Consider the following 18,890-nt stretch of genomic DNA (forward strand, 5'->3'; position numbering starts at 1 on the left):
AGCCCGGACCTCGTCGAGAGTGTCGGGGCGGCTCGTGCCCGGCCGCGCGCGGGTGCAAACCCGGCCGGACGGTCAAATCTCGGGGCCGTCGTGCCCGGGAACGACACCGGCCCGCCCGGAGGAGTCCGGGCGGGCCAGCGGTCGAGCAGGGTCAGGCAGGGGGTCGGGACCCCCGTCGTGCGCTCAGAAGGAGGCCTCGTCGAGGTCCATCAGGCTGAGGTCGGTGCCCTCGGCGATCGCGCGCTCGGCGGTCAGGCGCGGCAGGTTGGTCTGCGCGAAGAACTGCGCGGCCGCGACCTTGCCCTCGTAGAACGCCTTGTCCTTGCCGGCGTCGCCCGCGAGCTTCTCCAGGGCCACCTCGGCGCCGCGGAGCAGCAGCCAGGCGCAGACCACGTCACCGAGCGCCATCAGCAGGCGGCTGGTGTTCAGGCCGACCTTGTAGATGTTGCGCAGGTCGCCGCCCTCGGAGCTGGCGTCGGCCGACATCAGGTCGTTGATCATGTGGCCGACGATCGCGTTGGCGTCGCCCAGCGCGGTCGCGAGCAGCTCGCGCTCCACCTTGAGGCGACCGTTGCCGGCCTCGCCGTCGATGAAGGCCTGGATCTCGGAGGCCAGGTGGCCCAGGGCCTTGCCCTGGTCCTTGACGATCTTGCGGAAGAAGAAGTCCTGGCCCTGGATCGCCGTGGTGCCCTCGTAGAGGGTGTCGATCTTGGCGTCGCGGACGTACTGCTCGACGGGGTACTCCTGCAGGAACCCCGAGCCGCCGAAGGTCTGCAGCGACTCCGTGCCCAGCAGCACCCACGAGCGCTCCGAGCCGTAGCCCTTCACGATCGGGAGCAGCAGGTCGTTGACCTTCTCGGCCAGCTCGTCGCGCTCGCCGGCGTGCTCGGCGAGCATCACCTTGTCCTGCCAGGACGCGGTGTAGAGCACCAGCGAGCGCATCGCCTCGGCGAACGACTTCTGGGTCATCAGCGAGCGGCGCACGTCGGGGTGGTGCGTGATCGTGACGCGCGGGGCCGTCTTGTCGGAGGCCTGGGTCAGGTCGGCACCCTGCTGGCGCTGCTTGGCGTAGTCCAGCGCGTTGAGGTAGCCGGTCGAGAGCGTGGCGATGGCCTTGGTGCCGACCATCATCCGGGCGTTCTCGATGACCTGGAACATCTGCGCGATGCCGTTGTGCACCTCGCCGAGCAGCCAGCCCTGGGCGGGGGTCTTCTCGCCGAAGGTGACCTCGCAGGTGTTGGACACCTTGATGCCCATCTTGTGCTCGACGTTCGTGACGTAGACGCCGTTGCGCTCACCCGTCAGCTCGCCCGACTCGTGGTCGAAGTGCAGCTTGGGGACGAGGAAGAGCGAGAGGCCCTTGGTGCCGGGACCGCCGGCACCCTCGACGCCCACGGGACGCGCGAGCACCAGGTGCATGATGTTCTCGCTCATGTCGTGCTCGGCCGAGGTGATGAAGCGCTTGACGCCCTCGATGTTCCAGGAGCCGTCGTCGTTCAGGGTGGCCTTCGCACGGCCGGCGCCGACGTCGGAGCCGGCGTCGGGCTCGGTGAGGACCATCGTGCAGCCCCACTGGCGGTCGACCATGAACTGGGCGATCTTCTTGTCGCGCTCGTTGCCGTTGCGGTAGACGACGTTCGCGAACGCCGGGCCGGCGGCGTACATCCAGATCGGGGCGTTGGAGCCGAGCACCAGCTCGCCGAGGGCCCACACGAGGCTCGAGGGGGCGGGCTGGCCGCCGAGCTCCTCGAAGACCTGCAGGCGCCACCACTCGGCGTCCATCCAGGCCTGGTAGGACTTCTTGAAGGACTCGGGGATCGGCGCGGTGCTGGTCTCGGGGTCGAAGACGGGCGGGTTGCGGTCGCTGTCCTCGTACGACGCCGCGAGCTCCTCGCGGGCCATCCGGTCGACCTCGGCGAGGATCGACCGTGCGGTCTCGCCGTCGACCTCGGCGAAGGGGCCGTTGCCCAGGACGTCGTCGCGACCGAGGACCTCGAAGAGGTTGAACTCGATGTCGCGGAGGTTGCTCTTGTAGTGGCTCACTGCTCGACCTTTTCGGTGTCGGGATCCGGCCGCACTGGTCTGCTACTGGCCGGTAACTTAATGATAGGAGCGGCACCCCCCGCGTGCAAGACGCGGTGACCCGGATCTCCTGTTCCCATGGGGGTTCTCACCCCTGCGGGCTAGGCCGATCGGCCAGGAGTGACCGGCTCTTGTTGACGCGCGTCGACTCGGCGTACTATGTCTAGTAATCCACTTCGATTACTGACATCAGGACGGTGAGCGGCATGCGTAAGCTGGTCCTGCTCGCGTTCGCCGGCCTGCTGGCCCAGCTCGTCGACGGCTCCCTCGGGATGGGGTACGGCGTCACGTCGTCCACCCTGCTGCTCGCGGGTGGCCTCGGGCCGGTCGCGGCGTCGGCCGCCGTGCACTTCTCCGAGATCGGCACCTCGCTGGTCTCGGGCGTCTCCCACCACGCCCTCGGCAACACCGACTGGCGCACGGTCGGGATCCTCGCGGTGCCGGGCTTCGTGGGGGCGTTCGCCGGCGCGACGTTCCTGGTGAACCTCGACGCGGAGGCCGCGCAGCCGATCGTGGCCGCGCTGCTGCTGGTCCTGGGCGGCTACGTCACGTTCCGCTTCCTCTCGGTCGCGCCGCGCCGCCTGGTCGTCGGCCGGCCGTCGGCGTTCTTCCTGGCGCCGATGGGTCTCCTCGCCGGTGCGCTCGACGCGATCGGCGGCGGCGGCTGGGGCCCGGTCGGCACCACCTCGCTGCTCTCCTCGGGCCGCCTCGAGCCCCGGCGCGTGGTGGGCTCGGTCGACACGGCCGAGTTCGTGGTCTCGGTGGGCGGCTCGCTCGGGTTCCTCGCCGCCCTCGGCTCGCAGGGCATCAGCTGGGCCTTCGTGGGCGCGCTGATGCTCGGCGGGGTGGTCGCCGCGCCGATCGCGGCCGTCGTGGTCCGCCACCTCGCGCCGCGCGTGCTGGGCGTGGCAGCCGGTGGGCTGATCGTCCTGACCAACCTCAAGACGCTCGGCGACTCCGTCGGTGCCTCGGGCATCACGATCGGGCTGCTCGCCTCGGTCGTGTTCACGCTCTGGGTGCTGTGGATCGCCTGGGCGGTCAAGCTCGAGCAGGTCCCCGTTCCCGGGACCGCGCTCGAGAGGGCCCGACCGCGCGAGCAGGTCGCCGCCCTCTAGCCGCAGCCGGGGAAGCTGTGGCACCGACTGCCGCGGTCCGGTGGGGCGCACCCCCCACCGGACCGCGGCACCCCGGCGAAGGTCGAGTGTCTGCATCGACAAATCTGACACACTGGCGCCATGCGCGTTTCCGCCAAGTCCGACTACGCCCTGCGTGCCCTCATCGAGATGGCCACCCGACAGGACGGGCGCGCGGTGAGCGCGGAGGAGCTGGGCCGTCTCCAGGAGATCCCCCACGGCTTCCTCCAGGCGATCCTGGCCGACCTCCGGCGTGCCGGCATCGTGATGTCGCAGCGCGGCCAGTCGGGCGGCTGGCGGATGGGTCGCACCCCCGAGAGCGTGTCGGTGGCCGACGTGATCCGCGCCGTCGACGGCCCGCTGGTCTCGGTCTACGGCCTGCGTCCCGAGGCGGTCAGCTACAACGAGTCCGCCGACGTGCTCCAGCACGTCTGGATCGCCGCGCGCCGCTCGCTGCGCGACGTCTTCGAGCAGGTCTCGATCCAGCAGCTCGCCGACGGCAAGCTGCCGAAGGCGGTCACCTCGCGGACCGCCGACGAGGACGCCTGGCAGCCGCACTGATCCCGGTGCGTCGGGCCCCGGTGGGCCCGGTGCCGATCAGTCCTGCGCGGCGCGGAGCCGCCGCTCCAGCTTCTTGCGCTTCTTCGTGACCGACTCGTGGCGCGCCACCAGCGCGCCGTGCGCGACCCGCAGCCGGGTGAGCTCGTCGCGCGCACCGGCCAGCGCGTCCGCCGCGGCCGCCAGCAGCCGTGCCAGCTCCTCGTCGCTGCGCTCCTCCCGGGCGGGCGGGACGAGGTCGGTCAGCTCGCCGTGCACGTCGTGGCCCGCCTCCGCCAGCTCCTTGGCCCAGCGCTCGGCCTGCTCGACGAGCAGCTCGTGGCGGGCCTCGGTCAGTGGCGCGTCCGGCACCTCCTCGACAGGCGGTACGACGGGGAGCGGGCCGGCCTCGAAGCCGACGATGCGACCGAGGGCGCGCCAGGCGTGGGCGTCGGGGTCGCCGTCGCGCGGGGGGACGACCACGTGCAGGCGGTCCGGGCTGCGCAGCGCGCTCGCCCAGCGGGCGGCCAGGGCCGCCGGGCCCTCCTGACCCGCGGTGCCGGGGGCGCCCGGCGGGGTCGCGGTCAGGATCACGTGCACGTCGAAGCCCGCGAGGGCGTCGAGCAGCAGCGCGATCTGGTCGCGCGTGGCGCCGGCCAGGTGCGGCTGGACCAGCACGACGCTGTTGCGGCCCTTCCAGGCCCGCCGGGCGATCCGCGACCAGGTGCCCTCGACGTCCTTGCGGCGCAGCCCCCAGTGCTGGTGGGTGCGCCGGATCTCGACCGCGGCGCTGAGCATCTCCTCCGCGGACCGCACGGGACGGCGTACGCCGTGGCGTGCGAGCAGGTCCGTCGACGCCGCGAGGGCGTCGTCGAGCACCTCGCTGCGGGTGTGGGTCGGGCCGATGTGGAGGTACGCCGTGCGCTTGACCATGCCCCGACGGTGGCAGCCGCGGGCGGCCGGTCGGTGAACGCGACGTGAAGGCCGGGGAGGGCGGCGCGAGAGCCGGGCCACTAGAACACGTTCCAGTTCCGGCCTACGATGCCCGCATGAGCCTGCCCGACGCCATCACCTGGAACGCCCCCTCCGGCGAGCACCCCGCCCGCACGGCCTCCCAGCGGTCGTACGCCGCCGTCGCCCGCGGCGACCTCGACGAGTGGCTCACCGTCTACGCCGAGGACGCGGTGATCGAGGACCCGGTCGGTCCCTCGATGTTCGACCCCGAGGGCCGGGGCCACCACGGCCACGAGGGGATCGCGGCGTTCTGGCAGCTCGCGATCGCGCCGATCGAGACCTTCTCCTTCGTCATCCACGACTCGCACGCGAACGGCAACACCTGCGCCAACACCGGCACGATCACCACGACGTTCCCCGACGGCGGACAGGTCGACACCGACCTGGTGATGGTCTACACCGTCCGTGAGGACGGCCGCGTGGCCTCGATGCGGGCCTACTGGGAGCCGGAGCGCGCGATGGGGACCTACCGCAAGGGCTGAGACCGTGTGACATTTCCTCCGGGCGCCGCGTCGTAGGGGTGACGCCAGCCCAGAGGAGAGAGATGACGAAGGACCAGGAGTTCGAGGAGTTCGCGCTCGCGCGGCTCGCGCACCTCCACCGGTCCGCCTGGTTGCTCTGCGGCGACCGGCACCGAGCCGAGGACCTCGTGCAGGAGACCCTCGCCAAGGTGTACGTCCGCTGGCACAAGCGCCTGGCCATGCCGATCGACAACCCCGCGGCGTACGCCCAGACCACGCTGGTCCGGGTGTACATCAGCGCGATGCGTCGCCCGAGCGCCCACGAGCGCCCGGTCGAGGTGCTGCCGGACCCGGGGGTCCGGGACGGGGACGTCGAGCTGCGCCTGGCCCTGGCGTCCGCGCTCGAGCAGCTGCAACCGCTGGACCGGGCCGTGCTCGTGCTCCGCTACCTCGACGACCGTCCGGTCCGGGAGGTGGCGGCCACGCTCGGCTGCAGCGAGGGGGCGGTCCGCAACCGCACCCTGCGGGCGCTCGACCGGCTCCGCGACGTCTTCGGTCCTTCGCTCACCGATCTCCTCCACCACCGACAGGAAGCGCCATGAACGACGAGCACGACACCGGCGTCGCCCCGCTGCTGGAGCGAGCACTGCCCTCACGACCCTCCGACCCGCACGGCCTCGTGGCCGCTGCCATGACCCGCGGCCGCGCGAAGCGCCGTCGCCAGCAAGCAGGTACGGCGGCCGCGGCGCTCGCCGTGTTCGGCGTCATCGGCGCCGTCGCGGCCGTCGTGCCGTTGTCCTCCGGGGGTGACCGCTCCGCGCCGGTCGCCACCGGGGGCCCGACCTCCGCCAGCGACCCCACGCAGTCGCCGACCGGCACGCCGACCCCGCCGCGGCTGACGCCGACCGACATCACGATCACGCCCCAGGAGATCCCCGCGGCGGTCGAGCAGGTGGTGGGTCGTCAGGAGGCCGGGGCACTGCGCACCGGTGCCGAGGGCCCCAGGGACACCCCCGACGAGGTGATCGCCCACTTCGACTGGGCCGGCACCCTGACCACGGTGGTCGTCGAGCGGGTCGGGTCGAACACCCGCGCGCAGTGCGAGTCGGGGGCCGACGCCACCCGGGGCACCTGCACCACCAACGCCGACGGCGACCTGCAGCTCACGTGGGGGCCGACCACCGGCGACGGGGTCAGCGCCCAGGGGGTGTCGGTGTGGCGCGGCACCTTCGAGGTCAGCACGCTGTCCTACAACGCCGCCGACGGCAAGGGCGTCGCACCGTTGACGACGGACCCGCCGCTCTCGCTCGACGACCTGACCGCGCTGGCGACCAGCGACGTCTGGTTCGACTGACGAGCGACGCCCAGCTGGCGTCAGCGCCCGGCCGGCAGGGTCGTGCTGGCGAAGTCCGCCTGGCCGGCGGGGAAGAGGATCGTCCCGCCCGTCGTCTCGGGGACGACCGTGCACTTCCCCGCCGGCACGGTGCAGCCCATCAGGGCGAAGCCGTTCGCGCCGGTGATCTTCGAGCCGTCACCCGTCACCGGCCCGGAGATCGCGAAGCCCACGGCCAGGCCGTCGGCGGTCCAGTGGTCGAGGTCCCAGCGCGGGGTCCCGGGGTCCGGCACGACCCGGTCGCCGTCCTGCGAGCGCAGGGTGTCGCGCAGGTCGTCGGTGTCCACGATCCGCCACCGGCCGTCCGGGCTGGTGGGGTCGCCGGCCCGGCGGTCCCACGAGCGGTCCGCCGGGTCGAGCTTCTCGGCGTCGCCGCTCGCGAGGTCGACGGCGTAGTCGCCGTCGAGGGCGCCGACGTAGGCCGTGTCGTCCGTGACCCGCTCGACCCCGATCTCGGCGTCGTTGTAGTTGTCGGTGAAGTCGTCCTCGGCGGGGTCGCCCATGCCGTCGGTCGTGCGGGTCTCGGTGCCCTGCTCCAGGTCGACCACCACGATCTCGGCCTGCGCGGTGCCGAAGCGGTCCTGCTCGCCGGTGACGACGTCGAGGAACACGAGGTAGCGCCCGTCGGGCGAGGCCAGCGGGGAGGCAACCCCGGGGGCGACCTCGCGTGCCTCACCGTCGCGCCCGGCGGCGTACAGCGGTGAGGCCGTGATGGCCGCGGTGTCGCCCTCGACCTGCTCGCCGGTCGTGAGGAAGACGTCGTCACCGGCGACGACGTACTCCTCGATCTTCTCGCCGGTGTCGATGGTGGTGCCGTCGCCGAGGTGCACCTCGGATCCCGAGGCCCAGCCCAGGCCGCCCGGGTCGAGCGGGTCGGTGGCGGCCGTCCAGGTCGAGGACGACGGGTCGCCCGACGGGTCGGCAGTCCCCGGCTCGTCGTCGCCGCAACCGGCGAGCAGGGCGGCCGCGAGGGTGACGGTCGTCAGCAGGCCGGCAGCCCGGCGGGCGCTCACCACGGGCCCAGCCGTTGCATCAGCCCGCTGACCGCCGAGTCCGTGGCCTCGTAGTGGTGGCCGGTCGCGAGGAGGGCCTCGGCGAGCCGGTGCGCGGCGGCCGCGCCGGTGCGGACGCTGTCGGCGGAGCCGGACACGAGGTCGTCGACCGCCGTCGCGAGGGTGGAGGCCGACGGGACCCGGCCGAGCGAGACGGCGGTGACGTGCACACCGGCCAGTGTCGACGACGCGCTGCCGAGCGTCGCGGCCGGGTCGCCCAGCTCAGCGGCGGCCTTCCGCAGGCTCTTCGGCTCGGCCTCGAACTCGCCGGAGAGGCCGAGCTCGCCGAGCGGGGTGCTGGTCATGTACGGGTTCGCCCAGAGGCTGTCGCTGTCCTTGACGCCCCAGAGCCAGCCCAGCTTGCCGTCCCAGTGGTCGTACTCCGCGGCCCCGGACTCGTACGTCGTGATCAAGTTGCCGTTCACCTCGACGACGCCCTCGGACATGTTCGGCATCGTGTACGGGTCGGAGCGGTCGCCCGAGTTGCGGTCCTGCACGATCAGCTGGCTCTCGTTGCCGCGCCCGCTCGACGTGCTGAAGACGAACTCCCCGTCGCGCACGAGCACGCCCTGGACGTTGTCCGGCGTCGGGATCGGGAGCGGCTGGCCGTTGCTGCCGACCACGGGCTGCCACTGCCCGTCCGGCCCCTTGTTGTAGGCGTACATCGTGTTGGAGTCGAAGTCGCCGACGTACAGCTGGCCGTCCTTGATGGTGGAGTAGGAGCTCGCCGCGAGCTCCTGCGGCGGCGCGACCTGCGGCACCTCGTCACCGGACGAGGCGTTCTGCATGTCGTTGAGCGAGTAGGTGTACACCTGCCCCTCGGACGTCACGTAGACGTTGTCCCCGTCGACCGCGACGCCGCCGGCGTGCCCCGGGGTGCCGTAGTCGGTGGGCCGGCCGTTGTCGGTGTAGCCGCCGAGGGCGACGTCGCCCATCGGGTGCCCCGACGTCGGGTCGATCAGCGCCATCGTCGCCGGGTCGCCGTGGTGGTTGTAGTAGCTCTGCAGCAGCAGGCCGCTCGCCGGGTCGTAGCCGAGTCCCTGCGGGATCCAGCCTCGGTCGTCGCCGGTGGCGGCGACGTACGGGATGATCGGGCCGAGCCCGCTGCCGTTGCCCTCGAGCCAGTCCTCGTTGCGGTCGAGGCCGTGCTCGACCCACTTCCGGGTGTCCTCGTCCAGCTCGTCGAGGTCGACGCTCTCCTCGCCGGTGAGGACGCCGGCGATCGCGGCGAGCGCGTGGTCGTACGACGTCTCGACCTCGAGCAGCCGCACGTTCACGACCAGTGCGAGGAGCTCCTCGATGAACGGCGGCAGGCCGCCCGGTCGGTTGCGCCAGAAGGAGATGAAGTGGTCGGCGTTCTGGGTGGCCGCGTCGTACGCCTTCGCGGCGGTCTCCAGCGCACCCCGTGCCCGCGCCACCACGACGTGGTTGACCTGGACGCCCTGCAGCAACCCCGCGGCGCGGCCCTGGAAGGCGGTGGCGCCCTGGCCGGTCCACACCGGGACGCCGGTCGCCTGGTAGATCGCGTCCCCGGCCCCGTCGAGGTCGCGCCGGACCTGGCCGAGCGTGTCGGCGGCGGCGTGCACGGCGCCCGCATCGCCGGAGACGATCCGCTGGTAGGCGATCTCGGGGTCGGTCACGGGCGTCCTTCCGTGGGACGGGTCCCGCTAGGGATGCCCCGTGGGGCCGGGTGGCAAACGCCGGTCAGCCCGTGGGGCCGGCCGCCCCGGCCATCGTCGACTCCACCCAGCTCACCAGCGGCGTCAGGGCCCGCCAGTCGTCGCGGACGGCGTCGAGCAGGTCGGGCGAGCTCACGATCGGGCCGAAGCCGAGGGAGTGGCCCACGGTCAGGGACCGGTGCCGGAGCAGGTCGATGCGCGGGTGGTCGGCGGCGTACCCGCGCGGCGTGGTCTTCAGCCGGTCGCCACCGACGTCCCAGCCGTCGGCCTCCAGCGCGGTGACGATCGTCTGCAGCTCGGCGCCGTAGTGGTCGTGGTCGATCGCGGCGCGGAACGCCGCGAGCCGGGGCGGGCCGGCGTCGTAGAACCCGGCACCGGTGCGGATCCCGCGCGGCGACAGCTCGACGTAGTACCCGGTGGCCGGGCCGACGGCGACGAACGCGCCCTGGTGCGTCTTGTAGGGCGTCTTGTCCTTCGCGAAGCGGACGTCGCGGTAGGGGCGGAAGATCTTGGCGGGGCCGAACTCCGGCTCCAGGGCCGCGGTCAGCGCCACCATCGGCGCCTTGACGGCCTCGTCGTAGACGGCCTTGTTCTTCTCCCAGAACGACTTGGTGTTGTCGACCTCGAGGTCGTCGTAGAAGTCGAGGGCAGCGGTCGGGAAGCCGGTGAAGCCAGTCACCCGTCCACAGTAGACGGGCGGCCGGCGGTGACCCGGGGGCGGTCAGCCGAGGTCGGCGCTGACCTGCTCGTCGCCGTCCTCGGAGAGCGAGGTGATCGTGAGCGTGTCGCCGCCGCAGCGCGGGGAGGCCACGAACGACTGCGGGCCCGAGGACTCGTAGACGACGTCGAGCGCGGTGCCGTCGAAGCGCATCAGCGCCGCCGGGCTGCCGTCGGTCTGGGGGTCGCGGACGAAGTACGCCGCGCCGGCGCACCAGGTCAGCGAGCCCGAGGTGCCGGGGCCGAGGTCGAGCCAGCTGTCGCCGGTGTGGGCGTAGAGGACGGCCTCCTCGACGCGGCGCGGCTTGGGGACGACCGCCCAGACGGCCCCGTCGTCGGTGACCAGGCCCTCCCAGGCGGTGCAGGCGGGGACGCCCGGGAACGGCGTCGTGCCAGTGCCGGACAGCGCGACGACCGTGCGGCACGAGGGCCGGCTGTCGTCGAAGGTCAGCAGCGAGTCGCCGGCCGGGGTGATCCGGGCGGCGTTGAAGCCGCTGCGGTCCGGCGCGCACCAGCCGATCGTGGACTTCTGCGTCGCGAGGTCGACGGTGGCGGCGCAGTAGGCGCCGTCGCGGACCGTGGCGTGCACCAGGTGGCCCTCGCCGAGCGCCCAGGTGCCTCCGGTGACCGTCGGGACGTCGGAGGACCCGTCGAGGGTGAAGCTCTTCGCGCCCTTGCCGAGGTCGTAGACCGTGGCGACCGCGGGCTGCGTCTCGCGCTTGTCCTGCACGACGACCACGGCGTAGCGGCCGTCCAGCAGGGCGTCGGAGATCCGGTGCCGCTTGTCGGTGGCCGTCCCTGCGGAGGCGCCGTCGCTGCTGAGCTCGGCCTTCTTCCCGAGCTCGTCGACGGTGAGCGTCCAGCCGCCGCCCCGGGTGACGGTGTCGGTGACGGAGCCAGGCACCGGCGTCCAGTCCAGCAGGGCCTTCCCGGCATCGAGCGGCTCCGGATCCTCGGCGGTGCCGACGCCCCCGCCGGCGGTCTCGCTCGGGCTCGCCGACGTGCTCTCGCCGGGCGTCGGGTCGTCCGTCGGGCTCGGGCTGGTGCTGGCGCTGCTGCTCGCGGACGCGGTCGGCTCGCCCCCGGCGCCGGGCGCCGGGTCGTCGCCCCCGCACCCGGTCAGGGCCAGCGCGAGGACGGCCAGCGGGACGGCGTACCGGCTCCGCATCAGACGCCGATGTTGTGCTGGAAGTGCGCCTCGTTGGCCCGGTAGGACTTGTAGGCCCAGCGCCACTGCACCCGCGCGATGTAGGGCTCGGAGGGGTCGAAGCGCTGCTGGTTCCACGGCTCGAAGTAGCTCACGACGGTCGTCTTCTTGCCGCGCTTGTCGTAGCCGCGGCCGGCCTGGAAGTGGCCCGAGGCGTCGTCGTCGAGGTAGGGGTAGTACTTCTTCAGCAGGATCGGGTGGAAGATCATCGGCGCCTTGTAGTCGACGATGTGGCGCATCGTCAGCAGCAGCCACTGCTGGTAGGTGTAGTCCTTGATGTCCAGCGTGATGTACGTGCCGGCGTAGTCCTTGCCGTCCCAGCCGGTGTTCTGGTTGACCACGCGGACCATGTCGCTGATCGCGGTGCCGCCCGTCGTGGTGCCGAGCTTGTCGGCCCAGTGCGCCTGGCCGAGGTCCTCCTGCTTCCAGCCCCACGTGATCATCTGCATGGTCGTCGGGCCGCACCAGTAGGTGCGCTCCTGCTCGGCGACCTGCGAGGGGTCGAGCACGGTCGCCCGGCGCGGGTAGTCCTTGCGGGTCTTGCGCTTCGCGGTCGGCGCCGGGGCCGCCGTCGGGCTCGCGGACGGGCTCGGCGAAGGGCTGGCCGACGCCTTGGCGGCGGTGGTCCCGGCGGTCGGGGCGCTCGCGCGGGCCTCCGGGTGCGCCTCGAGGAAGCCGTCGGGGAGCGGCTCGCCCTGGATCTCGTGGCGCAGCAGCCACACCTTGGCCACCGAGCGGGCGGCGTCGGTCAGCTCGCGGCGCTCGGCGGCGGCGCGGGCGTCGGGGGAGAGCGCGGCGGTACGCCGCAGCGTGCCGAGGACGTCGAGGTCGCCGGTCGTCGTGGTGGTGCCGGCGGGCCGGGCGGCCAGGGTGCGCGCCGCGGCGGCGGCCCGGGCGCGGACCTCGGCGGGCGAGCTCTCGGTCCAGCCCGAGCCCAGGCAGTAGGTCTGGCCCTCGAAGTTCGCGCAGCGCACGAGGTCGTCGACCAGGCTGGTCGTCGCGGCCTTGCCGCTCAGCCGGCCGAGGGCACGGCCCTGGGCGACGACGCGGTCGATCTCCGCCTGCATCGCGGGGGTGACCCGGCCGGCCACGGCCGTGCCGGACGTCGCGAGGGCGTCGTACTTCTCCTTGCCGGAGGGCAGCAGCGAGCCGTCCGGGTCGCCGCCGCGTGGGATGAAGGGGGTGGCGACGAGCAGGGCGGCGAGTGCACCGATGGCGATCGTGCGGGGGCGGGGCATCGGGATCCTCGAGACGGGGCAGGGGTGGTGGTCGCCTCACTGTCCCCAACAACCACACGAGTGGTCAAGTGTCCCATCGGTCACATCTGGGTGCCGGGCCGGTCACGCGTGGCGCGGCTCACGGCGCGCACGGGCGCGCCACGAGCGGTCAGGGGGACGGCCGAGGAGACGTTCGCGGGGGGCGGCACGCGGACGGTGGAGCGGGGAGAAGTGGAGCGGACGACGAGACTCGAACTCGCGACATCGACCTTGGGAAGGTCGCGCTCTACCAACTGAGCTACGTCCGCATCGGGCGGCGAACCGACCGGCGCACATGTTAACCGATCAGTGACCGCCGGGAGACGCCGGCGTCGGGGCCGTGGCGCCGAGCACGAGGCCGGGGATCCGGTCCAGCGCCGGGTAGCGCGGCCCGACCGTGTCGCCCGACGAGCGCCCGGTCAGCCGGCGGTGCACCCACGGGGCCGCCGAGGTCCGGGCCCAGGCGAGGTCCTCGCGCAGCTGCTCGCGGCGGCTCGGGGTCGCCTCATCGGCGAGGTCGAGGGGGGCCAGGTCGTGCGCGACGCCGAGGGTGTCGAGCACCTCGATCGCCATCCGCTGGTGGCCGGCCGGTCCCATGTGCATGCGGTCGGCGTCCCAGAAGCGCCAGTCGCGGTACTCGCGCAGCCGCCAGAAGTCGACGACCGAGGCGCCGTGCCGGTCGGCGCTCTCGCGGACGTGCTCGTTGTAGAGCGCGAACCGGCCGCGCACCGGTCGGTAGATCGCCGACCCGCCCGGGTCGAAGGCGGTCCACACGAGCAGCCGGGCGCCGGTGGCGGCCAGGCGCGCCAGCGCGGCGTCGTACGTCGCGGCGAGGGCGTCCAGGTCGACGCGGGGGCGGAGGATGTCGTTGGCGCCGGCGTAGATCGTGACGAGGTCCGGCTCGAGCGCGACGGCGGGCTCGACCTGCTCGGCCACGATGCCCTCGAGCTTGCGGCCGCGGATCGCCAGGTTGGCGTAGGTCGCGTCGTCGCTGCCACCGATCAGCACCTCGGCGACCCGGTCGGCCCAGCCGCGCAGGCCGTTGGGGCGGGTCGGGTCGGGGTCGCCCACGCCCTCGGTGAACGAGTCGCCCAGGGCGACGTAGCGGCGGAAGGCGGGCGCGGTGCTCATGGCTCCATGATCGGGGTCCCGCCAAGGCGGGTGGCCGGTAGGGTGCCAGCGTGCTGCTCTCCGACCGCGACATCCTGGCCGAGATCGATGCCGGACGGATCGCGCTGGACCCCTGGGATCCCGCGATGCTCCAGCCGTCGTCCGTGGACGTGCGGCTCGACCGCTTCTTCCGGGTCTTCGAGAACCACCGCTACCCGCACATCGACCCCGCGGCCGACCAGTCGGACCTGACCCGCGAGGTGGAGCCGGTCGGCGACGAGCCGTTCATCCTGCACCCCGGCGAGTTCGTGCTGGGGTCGACGTACGAAGTGGTGAGCCTGCCGGCCGACGTCGCGGCGCGGGTCGAGGGCAAGTCCTCGCTGGGGCGCCTCGGCCTGCTGACCCACGCGACCGCCGGCTTCGTGGACCCGGGCTTCTCCGGGCACGTGACGCTCGAGCTCGCGAACGTCGCGACGCTGCCGATCAAGCTCTACCCGGGGATGAAGATCGGACAGTTCTGCTTCTTCCGGCTGACCTCGCCGAGCGAGCACCCCTACGGCTCGGAGAAGTACGGCTCGCGCTACCAGGGCCAGCGCGGCCCCACGCCGTCGCGGTCCTTCCAGAACTTCCACCGCACGGAGATCTGACCGCCGCCGGACGTCGGGTAAGGTGACCCTAACTTAGGCTCACCTAACTCCGAGGACGTCCCGATGACCACGACCACGCACGCCCCGCTCCCGATGATCCTCGACCGGGTGGCGGTCGCCGGGGTCCGGCGCCTTTCGCCGAGCTTCGTGCGGATCGAGCTCGCCGGGCCCGCGCTCGCCGAGTTCGGGGTGGACGGGCCGCTGCTCGACCAGCGGATCAAGCTGCTGCTGCCCGGGGCGGACGGCTCGCTGCCGTCGCTCTCGTCGGCCGGCTCGGACGAGGGGTGGTACGCCGCGTGGCTGGCCCTGCCGGAGACGGACCGCGGCCACCTGCGGACGTACACGGTGCGGGCGCTGCGGGGCAGCGGCGCCGACGCCCGGCTGGTCGTCGACGTGGTCCTGCACCCCGACGACGGCGAGCCCGGACCGGGGGCGAGCTGGGCGGCCCGGGCCGTGGTGGGCGACGAGGTGGTGCTGCTGGGCCCCCGGCGCGGGGTGCCGTGGGGTGGCATCGAGTTCCTCCCCGGCGACGCGGCCACGGTGCTGCTCGCCGGCGACGAGACGGCGGTCCCGGCCGTCTGTGCCGTGCTCGAGCAGCTCCCGCCGGATGCCCGGGGGGCGGCCTTCCTCGAGGTGCCGGTGTCCGGGGACGTGCTGGCGGTCGAGCACCCCGTCGGGGTCGAGGTCGTCTGGCTGCCCCGGGACGGTCGCCCGCTCGGGTCCCTGCTGCAGCGGGCGGTGCTGGCCCACCTGGGGTCCCGCGCGGCGGTCGAGGACCTCGTCGGGCCCGAGGAGGAGGTGGACCCGGACCTGTGGGAGACCCCGACGTACTCCTCGGCCGGTGAGGCGGTGGCGGCGGATCCTGAAGCGGAGGGTGGGCCGGGGGACCTCTACGCCTGGGTCGCGGGGGAGTCCCGCGTGGTCACCGGGCTGCGGCGGGCGCTGGTGGCCGAGGTGGGGCTGGACCGGCGCCAGGTGGCCTTCATGGGCTACTGGCGCCGGGGCGTCGCGATGCGGTCGTGACGCGGCTCAGCCGTCGATCCGGTCCGCGAAGCGGCGCAGCCGCTGGGCGAAGCGCTGCCGCTGCGGGACGACCGGCAGGTGCGGCTGCGCGGCGCGGTTGAGGCGGTCGGCGATCTGGTGGCGGGCCTCGGTCTCGATCATGAGGTGGCTGTCGTACATGGCGGTCTCCTGGTGGGGTCGGGGTGGTGCGCGTGGGTGGTGACGGGTGAGGTGTGGTGGGGGGACGGTCAGACCTCGACGAGGACGATGTCGCCGCTGACGGTCTTGGCGCGGAGCTCGACGTGGTCGGCCCCGTCCTGGGGCTCGCCGGCCCCGCGCAGGTTGCTGACGACCTCGCCCGAGACGGTCGAGACGTCGGTCCACACGGGGATGCCGGCCGGGATGCCGACGCGCACGTCGCCGGAGGCACCCTTGGCGGTCAGTCGGCCGCGGGCGACGCTGCCGATGACGAGGTCGCCACTGCCCGTGGTGAGCGAGACGTCGGTCTGGGCGTCGACGACCTTGAGGTCGCCGGAGCCGGTCTTGACGACGGTCGGGCCGTTGGTGGTGGCGATCTCCACGTCGCCGGAGCCGGTCGAGACGACCAGGGCGCCGTCGGCGCTGCCGAGGTTGACGTCGCCCGAGCCGCTCTTGATGCGCAGCTCGCCGCGGGCGTGCTCGACGGTGATGTCGCCGGAGCCGGTCTCGACGAGGGCGGGACCGCCCAGGACGTCGAGCCGGACGTCGCCGGAGCCGCTCTTCACGTGCGTGGTGCCGACGGTGCCGTCCGCGGTGATGTCGGCGCTGCCGGTCTTGACGGCCAGGTCGCTGTCGGTCGGGACGGTGACGCGGACGTCGAGCCGCGAGTCGCCGCTCAGGAAGCCGGTGCGCTGCTTCGGGGCGATGATGCTCAGCTCGTCGCCGGACTGCTCGACCATCACCTGCTCGGCGTCGCGGCCGGTGACCTCGACGTACGACTCGGTGGTGTCGGTGGCGACGACCTGGACGGAGCCCTTGCCGATCTCGACGTAGAGCTGGACGGGGCGGTGGGCTTCGAAGTGGTGCTCGGTCATGGGTGCTCCCAAGGGTGTGTTCGGCCGTGGGACCAGCCTGGGGCTGGTCCCCTGACGGGGCTTGACGGTGGTTGCGGTGCGGGTGGGTCAGATCCAGCCGGTCATCCGGCGGCTGCCGCGGCTCTTGCCGCCGAAGGGGTCGCTGCCCCCGAAGAAGGGGATGCTCGACAGGTCGATGTCGACGTTGATGGCGTTCTCGCGGGTGGCGTTGCGGACGACGTTGACCAGCCAGGTGTTGAGCGAGTGGCCCGAGCGGGCGGCCATCTCCTCGGCCTTCGCCTTGACGGACTCGGGCATCCGGAGGGTGATCCGGGCGACGGCGCCGTCCTCGTCGAGCTCCTCGACGGCGGGCGGGGCCGGGGGCGCCGGCGGGGCCGGGGGCGTCATTGCCGCGGTCTGCACGACGAAGTCGAGCTCCCGGCCGCTGAGCCGGACGTCGACGCTGCCGGTCGGCATCTCGGCGGTGATCTCGGCGGCAGCCTGCGAGACCGCCTCCATCAGGGCCAGCCGCGCCGACGGGTCGAGGGCGAAGGTGAGGCGCTCGGCGGCCTGACGGGTCTCGGGGCCGGCGGCCTCCGCGGCGGCGACGAGGTCCCGGCGGAGGCTGTCGATGTACGGCGTGATGTCCATGTGCACCATCGTGACATCACTATGACGTCACGTCAAGAAGTTGTGACGTCATTTCTGGTGTCACTCGTGGGCGTGCGTGACGGCGCGGTGGGTACAGGTCTAGCGTGACGTCGCCGTCACACCCCTCGCATACGTTCCGGAAGGGCCACCCATGGCTGACTCGGGCATCACCGTCCTGGCGAGCGACACGCTCATCCAGGCGAACGCCGTCGACTACCTCGTCATCGCCGTCTACTTCGGCTTCGTGATCGCCATCGGCTTCATGGCGAGCCGACGGGTCTCCGACTCGTTGGACTTCTTCCTGTCCGGGCGCTCGCTGCCGGCCTGGGTCACCGGGCTCGCCTTCATCTCGGCGAACCTCGGTGCCGTCGAGATCATGGGCATGTCCGCCAACGGGGCGCAGTACGGCCTGCCGGCGGTGCACTACTTCTGGATCGGCGCCATCCCCGCGATGCTCTTCCTCGGCGTCGTGATGATGCCGTTCTACTACGGCTCGAAGGTCCGCTCGGTGCCGGAGTTCATGCTCCGACGCTTCGGGCCGGGCGCGCACCTGGTCAACTCGATCTCGTTCGCCGTCGCCCAGCTGCTCATCGCGGGCATCAACCTCTACCTGCTCGGCAGCATCATCCAGGCGCTGCTCGGCTGGAACCTCACGCTCGCCCTGCTGGTCGCCGCCGTGATCGTCCTGTCGTACATCACCCTCGGCGGCCTCAGCGCCGCGATCTACAACGAGGTCCTGCAGTTCTTCGTCATCGTCGCGGGCCTGCTGCCGCTCACCCTCATCGGCCTGCACCAGGTCGGCGGCTGGGGCGGCCTGAAGGACAAGATCACCGCGAACGCCGGGGACGGCGGCTCCGCGACCGCGGCCCAGCAGCTCAGCTCCTGGCCCGGCACCGACCTGACCGGCTTCGACTCCTCGATCCTGTCGGTCATCGGCATCGTCTTCGGTCTCGGCTTCGTGCTGTCCTTCGGCTACTGGACGACGAACTTCGTCGAGGTCCAGCGCGCGATGGCCACCGAGTCGATCTCCGCGGCCCGCAAGACCCCGATCATCGGCGCCTTCCCGAAGATGTTCGTCCCGTTCATCACGATCCTGCCGGGCATGATCGCCGCGGTCCTCGTCGCCGAGATGGTGAAGACCAAGGCCGGGGAGACCGTGGCGGGTGGTGCGAGCGGCACCGTGAAGTTCAACGACTCGCTGCTCTACCTGATGCGCGACCTGCTGCCCAACGGCCTGCTCGGCATCGCGATCACCGGTCTGCTGGCGGCCTTCATGGCCGGCATGGCGGCCAACATCTCGGCGTTCAACACGGTCTTCAGCTTCGACCTGTGGGGCCAGTACGTCGTCAAGGACCGCTCCGACGGCTACTACCTGAAGGTCGGCCGCATCGCGACGGTCGGCGCCACCCTGGTCGCGGTCTTCACCGCCCAGCTGGCGTCGAACTTCTCCAACATCATGGACTACCTCCAGACCCTGTTCGGCTTCTTCAACGCGCCGCTCTTCGCGACCTTCATCCTCGGGATGTTCTGGAAGCGGATGACCTCGACCGCGGGCTGGGTCGGGCTGTCGTTCGGCACGATCGCCGCCGTGTTCGTCGCGTTCCTCTCCGAGGGCACCCTCGGCTCCCTGAGCATCGGGGCGATCCCGCTGAGCGGCCAGGGGGCGTCCTTCGTGGCGGCCGGTGCGGCGTTCGTCGTCGACATCGTGCTGAGCGTGGTGGTCTCGCTCATGACCGCGCCGAAGCCGGCGTCCGAGCTGGTCGGGCTCGTCTACTCCGAGACCCCGGTGGAGCAGCGCACCGACGAGCACGAGGCGTCGTACCCGTGGTACCGCCGTACCGTCCCACTCGCAGGCCTGGCACTCGCCATGGTCGTCGTCCTGAACATCGCGTTCTGA

At 72.4% G+C, this 18,890-nt stretch carries 19 protein-coding genes and 1 tRNA gene; 8 read left to right on the forward strand and 12 right to left on the reverse strand.

Annotated features, from left to right (window positions below):
- Window positions 1-183: 183 nt before the first annotated feature.
- Window positions 184-2,043, reverse strand: coding sequence for an acyl-CoA dehydrogenase C-terminal domain-containing protein (locus H5V45_RS13160; protein ID WP_185253349.1), 1,860 nt, complete (start codon window positions 2,041-2,043; stop codon window positions 184-186).
- A gap of 245 nt (window positions 2,044-2,288) precedes the next feature.
- Between H5V45_RS13160 and H5V45_RS13165 the strand changes: the two genes are divergently transcribed.
- Both H5V45_RS13165 and H5V45_RS13170 read left to right on the forward strand, forming a co-directional pair.
- Complete coding sequence (locus H5V45_RS13165) at window positions 2,289-3,197, forward strand: sulfite exporter TauE/SafE family protein (RefSeq protein ID WP_185253350.1); 909 nt, start codon at window positions 2,289-2,291, stop codon at window positions 3,195-3,197.
- A gap of 120 nt (window positions 3,198-3,317) precedes the next feature.
- Window positions 3,318-3,776: an RrF2 family transcriptional regulator gene (locus H5V45_RS13170; RefSeq protein WP_185253351.1), complete on the forward strand. Its 459-nt coding sequence runs from the start codon at window positions 3,318-3,320 to the stop codon at window positions 3,774-3,776.
- 36 nt (window positions 3,777-3,812) lie between these two features.
- Here the strand turns inward: H5V45_RS13170 and H5V45_RS13175 are convergent, their stop codons facing one another.
- Window positions 3,813-4,685, reverse strand: a complete 873-nt coding sequence (locus H5V45_RS13175; protein WP_185253352.1) for a hypothetical protein — start codon at window positions 4,683-4,685, stop codon at window positions 3,813-3,815.
- Between the two features lie 116 nt (window positions 4,686-4,801).
- Here H5V45_RS13175 and H5V45_RS13180 point away from each other — a divergent pair, with 116 nt between their 5' ends.
- The 3 genes from H5V45_RS13180 (at window position 4,802) to H5V45_RS13190 (ending at window position 6,581) form a co-directional block, all read left to right on the forward strand.
- A complete protein-coding gene (locus tag H5V45_RS13180; protein WP_185253353.1) occupies window positions 4,802-5,248 on the forward strand; it encodes a nuclear transport factor 2 family protein in 447 nt (148 codons plus the stop codon).
- A gap of 62 nt (window positions 5,249-5,310) precedes the next feature.
- On the forward strand, window positions 5,311-5,829 hold the full coding sequence (locus H5V45_RS13185) for a SigE family RNA polymerase sigma factor (protein WP_185253354.1): 519 nt from the start codon (window positions 5,311-5,313) through the stop codon (window positions 5,827-5,829).
- Window positions 5,826-6,581 (forward strand): hypothetical protein, encoded by a 756-nt coding sequence (locus tag H5V45_RS13190; protein ID WP_185253355.1) that lies wholly within the window; start codon window positions 5,826-5,828, stop codon window positions 6,579-6,581. Before H5V45_RS13185 ends, H5V45_RS13190 begins: the two co-directional genes overlap by 4 nt.
- 20 nt (window positions 6,582-6,601) lie before the next feature.
- Here the strand turns inward: H5V45_RS13190 and H5V45_RS13195 are convergent, their stop codons facing one another.
- The 7 genes from H5V45_RS13195 to H5V45_RS13225 form a co-directional block, all read right to left on the reverse strand.
- A complete protein-coding gene (locus H5V45_RS13195) occupies window positions 6,602-7,636 on the reverse strand; it encodes a TolB-like translocation protein (protein WP_185253356.1) in 1,035 nt (344 codons plus the stop codon).
- Entirely contained in the window at window positions 7,630-9,312 is a 1,683-nt protein-coding gene (locus tag H5V45_RS13200) for a WXG100 family type VII secretion target (RefSeq protein WP_185253357.1), read from the reverse strand. The genes H5V45_RS13195 and H5V45_RS13200 overlap by 7 nt, the downstream gene beginning before the upstream one ends.
- A gap of 64 nt (window positions 9,313-9,376) precedes the next feature.
- Window positions 9,377-10,030 (reverse strand): TIGR02453 family protein, encoded by a 654-nt coding sequence (locus H5V45_RS13205; protein WP_185253358.1) that lies wholly within the window; start codon window positions 10,028-10,030, stop codon window positions 9,377-9,379.
- A gap of 42 nt (window positions 10,031-10,072) precedes the next feature.
- Window positions 10,073-11,236, reverse strand: coding sequence for a hypothetical protein (locus H5V45_RS13210; protein ID WP_185253359.1), 1,164 nt, complete (start codon window positions 11,234-11,236; stop codon window positions 10,073-10,075).
- A complete protein-coding gene (locus H5V45_RS13215; protein ID WP_185253360.1) occupies window positions 11,236-12,513 on the reverse strand; it encodes a C39 family peptidase in 1,278 nt (425 codons plus the stop codon). Before H5V45_RS13215 ends, H5V45_RS13210 begins: the two co-directional genes overlap by 1 nt.
- A gap of 211 nt (window positions 12,514-12,724) precedes the next feature.
- Window positions 12,725-12,800, reverse strand: a tRNA-Gly gene (locus H5V45_RS13220).
- Between the two features lie 37 nt (window positions 12,801-12,837).
- Window positions 12,838-13,662: an SGNH/GDSL hydrolase family protein gene (locus tag H5V45_RS13225; protein ID WP_185253361.1), complete on the reverse strand. Its 825-nt coding sequence runs from the start codon at window positions 13,660-13,662 to the stop codon at window positions 12,838-12,840.
- 50 nt (window positions 13,663-13,712) lie between these two features.
- Here H5V45_RS13225 and dcd point away from each other — a divergent pair, with 50 nt between their 5' ends.
- Both dcd and H5V45_RS13235 read left to right on the forward strand, forming a co-directional pair.
- The gene (gene dcd / locus H5V45_RS13230) at window positions 13,713-14,288 is read left to right on the forward strand and encodes a dCTP deaminase (RefSeq protein ID WP_185253362.1); all 576 of its coding nucleotides are present in this window, start codon (window positions 13,713-13,715) and stop codon (window positions 14,286-14,288) included.
- A gap of 63 nt (window positions 14,289-14,351) precedes the next feature.
- On the forward strand, window positions 14,352-15,311 hold the full coding sequence (locus tag H5V45_RS13235; protein ID WP_246415901.1) for a siderophore-interacting protein: 960 nt from the start codon (window positions 14,352-14,354) through the stop codon (window positions 15,309-15,311).
- A gap of 6 nt (window positions 15,312-15,317) precedes the next feature.
- Here the strand turns inward: H5V45_RS13235 and H5V45_RS13240 are convergent, their stop codons facing one another.
- From H5V45_RS13240 to H5V45_RS13250, 3 genes are all read right to left on the reverse strand, one after another.
- On the reverse strand, window positions 15,318-15,470 hold the full coding sequence (locus H5V45_RS13240) for a hypothetical protein (protein ID WP_185253363.1): 153 nt from the start codon (window positions 15,468-15,470) through the stop codon (window positions 15,318-15,320).
- 68 nt (window positions 15,471-15,538) lie between these two features.
- Window positions 15,539-16,363: a DUF4097 family beta strand repeat-containing protein gene (locus H5V45_RS13245; RefSeq protein WP_185253364.1), complete on the reverse strand. Its 825-nt coding sequence runs from the start codon at window positions 16,361-16,363 to the stop codon at window positions 15,539-15,541.
- Window positions 16,364-16,450: 87 nt separating this feature from the next.
- Entirely contained in the window at window positions 16,451-16,993 is a 543-nt protein-coding gene (locus H5V45_RS13250; RefSeq protein ID WP_246415902.1) for a pilus assembly protein HicB, read from the reverse strand.
- A 175-nt stretch (window positions 16,994-17,168) separates the two neighbouring features.
- Here H5V45_RS13250 and H5V45_RS13255 point away from each other — a divergent pair, with 175 nt between their 5' ends.
- Window positions 17,169-18,890: a sodium:solute symporter family protein gene (locus H5V45_RS13255; RefSeq protein ID WP_221634511.1), complete on the forward strand. Its 1,722-nt coding sequence runs from the start codon at window positions 17,169-17,171 to the stop codon at window positions 18,888-18,890.

It is taken from the genome of Nocardioides luti (genome assembly GCF_014212315.1).
Classification (GTDB): domain Bacteria; phylum Actinomycetota; class Actinomycetes; order Propionibacteriales; family Nocardioidaceae; genus Nocardioides; species Nocardioides luti.

Coding starts and splice junctions, on each gene's coding strand:
- H5V45_RS13180 (WP_185253353.1), top strand. CDS start 4,802: ATGAGCCTGCCCGACGCCATCACCTGGAACGCCCCCTCCGGCGAGCAC.
- H5V45_RS13235 (WP_246415901.1), top strand. CDS start 14,352: ATGACCACGACCACGCACGCCCCGCTCCCGATGATCCTCGACCGGGTG.
- H5V45_RS13175 (WP_185253352.1), bottom strand. CDS start 4,685: ATGGTCAAGCGCACGGCGTACCTCCACATCGGCCCGACCCACACCCGC.
- H5V45_RS13225 (WP_185253361.1), bottom strand. CDS start 13,662: ATGAGCACCGCGCCCGCCTTCCGCCGCTACGTCGCCCTGGGCGACTCG.
- H5V45_RS13210 (WP_185253359.1), bottom strand. CDS start 11,236: ATGCGGAGCCGGTACGCCGTCCCGCTGGCCGTCCTCGCGCTGGCCCTG.
- H5V45_RS13190 (WP_185253355.1), top strand. CDS start 5,826: ATGAACGACGAGCACGACACCGGCGTCGCCCCGCTGCTGGAGCGAGCA.
- H5V45_RS13240 (WP_185253363.1), bottom strand. CDS start 15,470: ATGTACGACAGCCACCTCATGATCGAGACCGAGGCCCGCCACCAGATC.
- H5V45_RS13250 (WP_246415902.1), bottom strand. CDS start 16,993: ATGGACATCACGCCGTACATCGACAGCCTCCGCCGGGACCTCGTCGCC.
- H5V45_RS13215 (WP_185253360.1), bottom strand. CDS start 12,513: ATGCCCCGCCCCCGCACGATCGCCATCGGTGCACTCGCCGCCCTGCTC.
- H5V45_RS13170 (WP_185253351.1), top strand. CDS start 3,318: ATGCGCGTTTCCGCCAAGTCCGACTACGCCCTGCGTGCCCTCATCGAG.
- H5V45_RS13245 (WP_185253364.1), bottom strand. CDS start 16,363: ATGACCGAGCACCACTTCGAAGCCCACCGCCCCGTCCAGCTCTACGTC.
- H5V45_RS13165 (WP_185253350.1), top strand. CDS start 2,289: ATGCGTAAGCTGGTCCTGCTCGCGTTCGCCGGCCTGCTGGCCCAGCTC.
- H5V45_RS13185 (WP_185253354.1), top strand. CDS start 5,311: ATGACGAAGGACCAGGAGTTCGAGGAGTTCGCGCTCGCGCGGCTCGCG.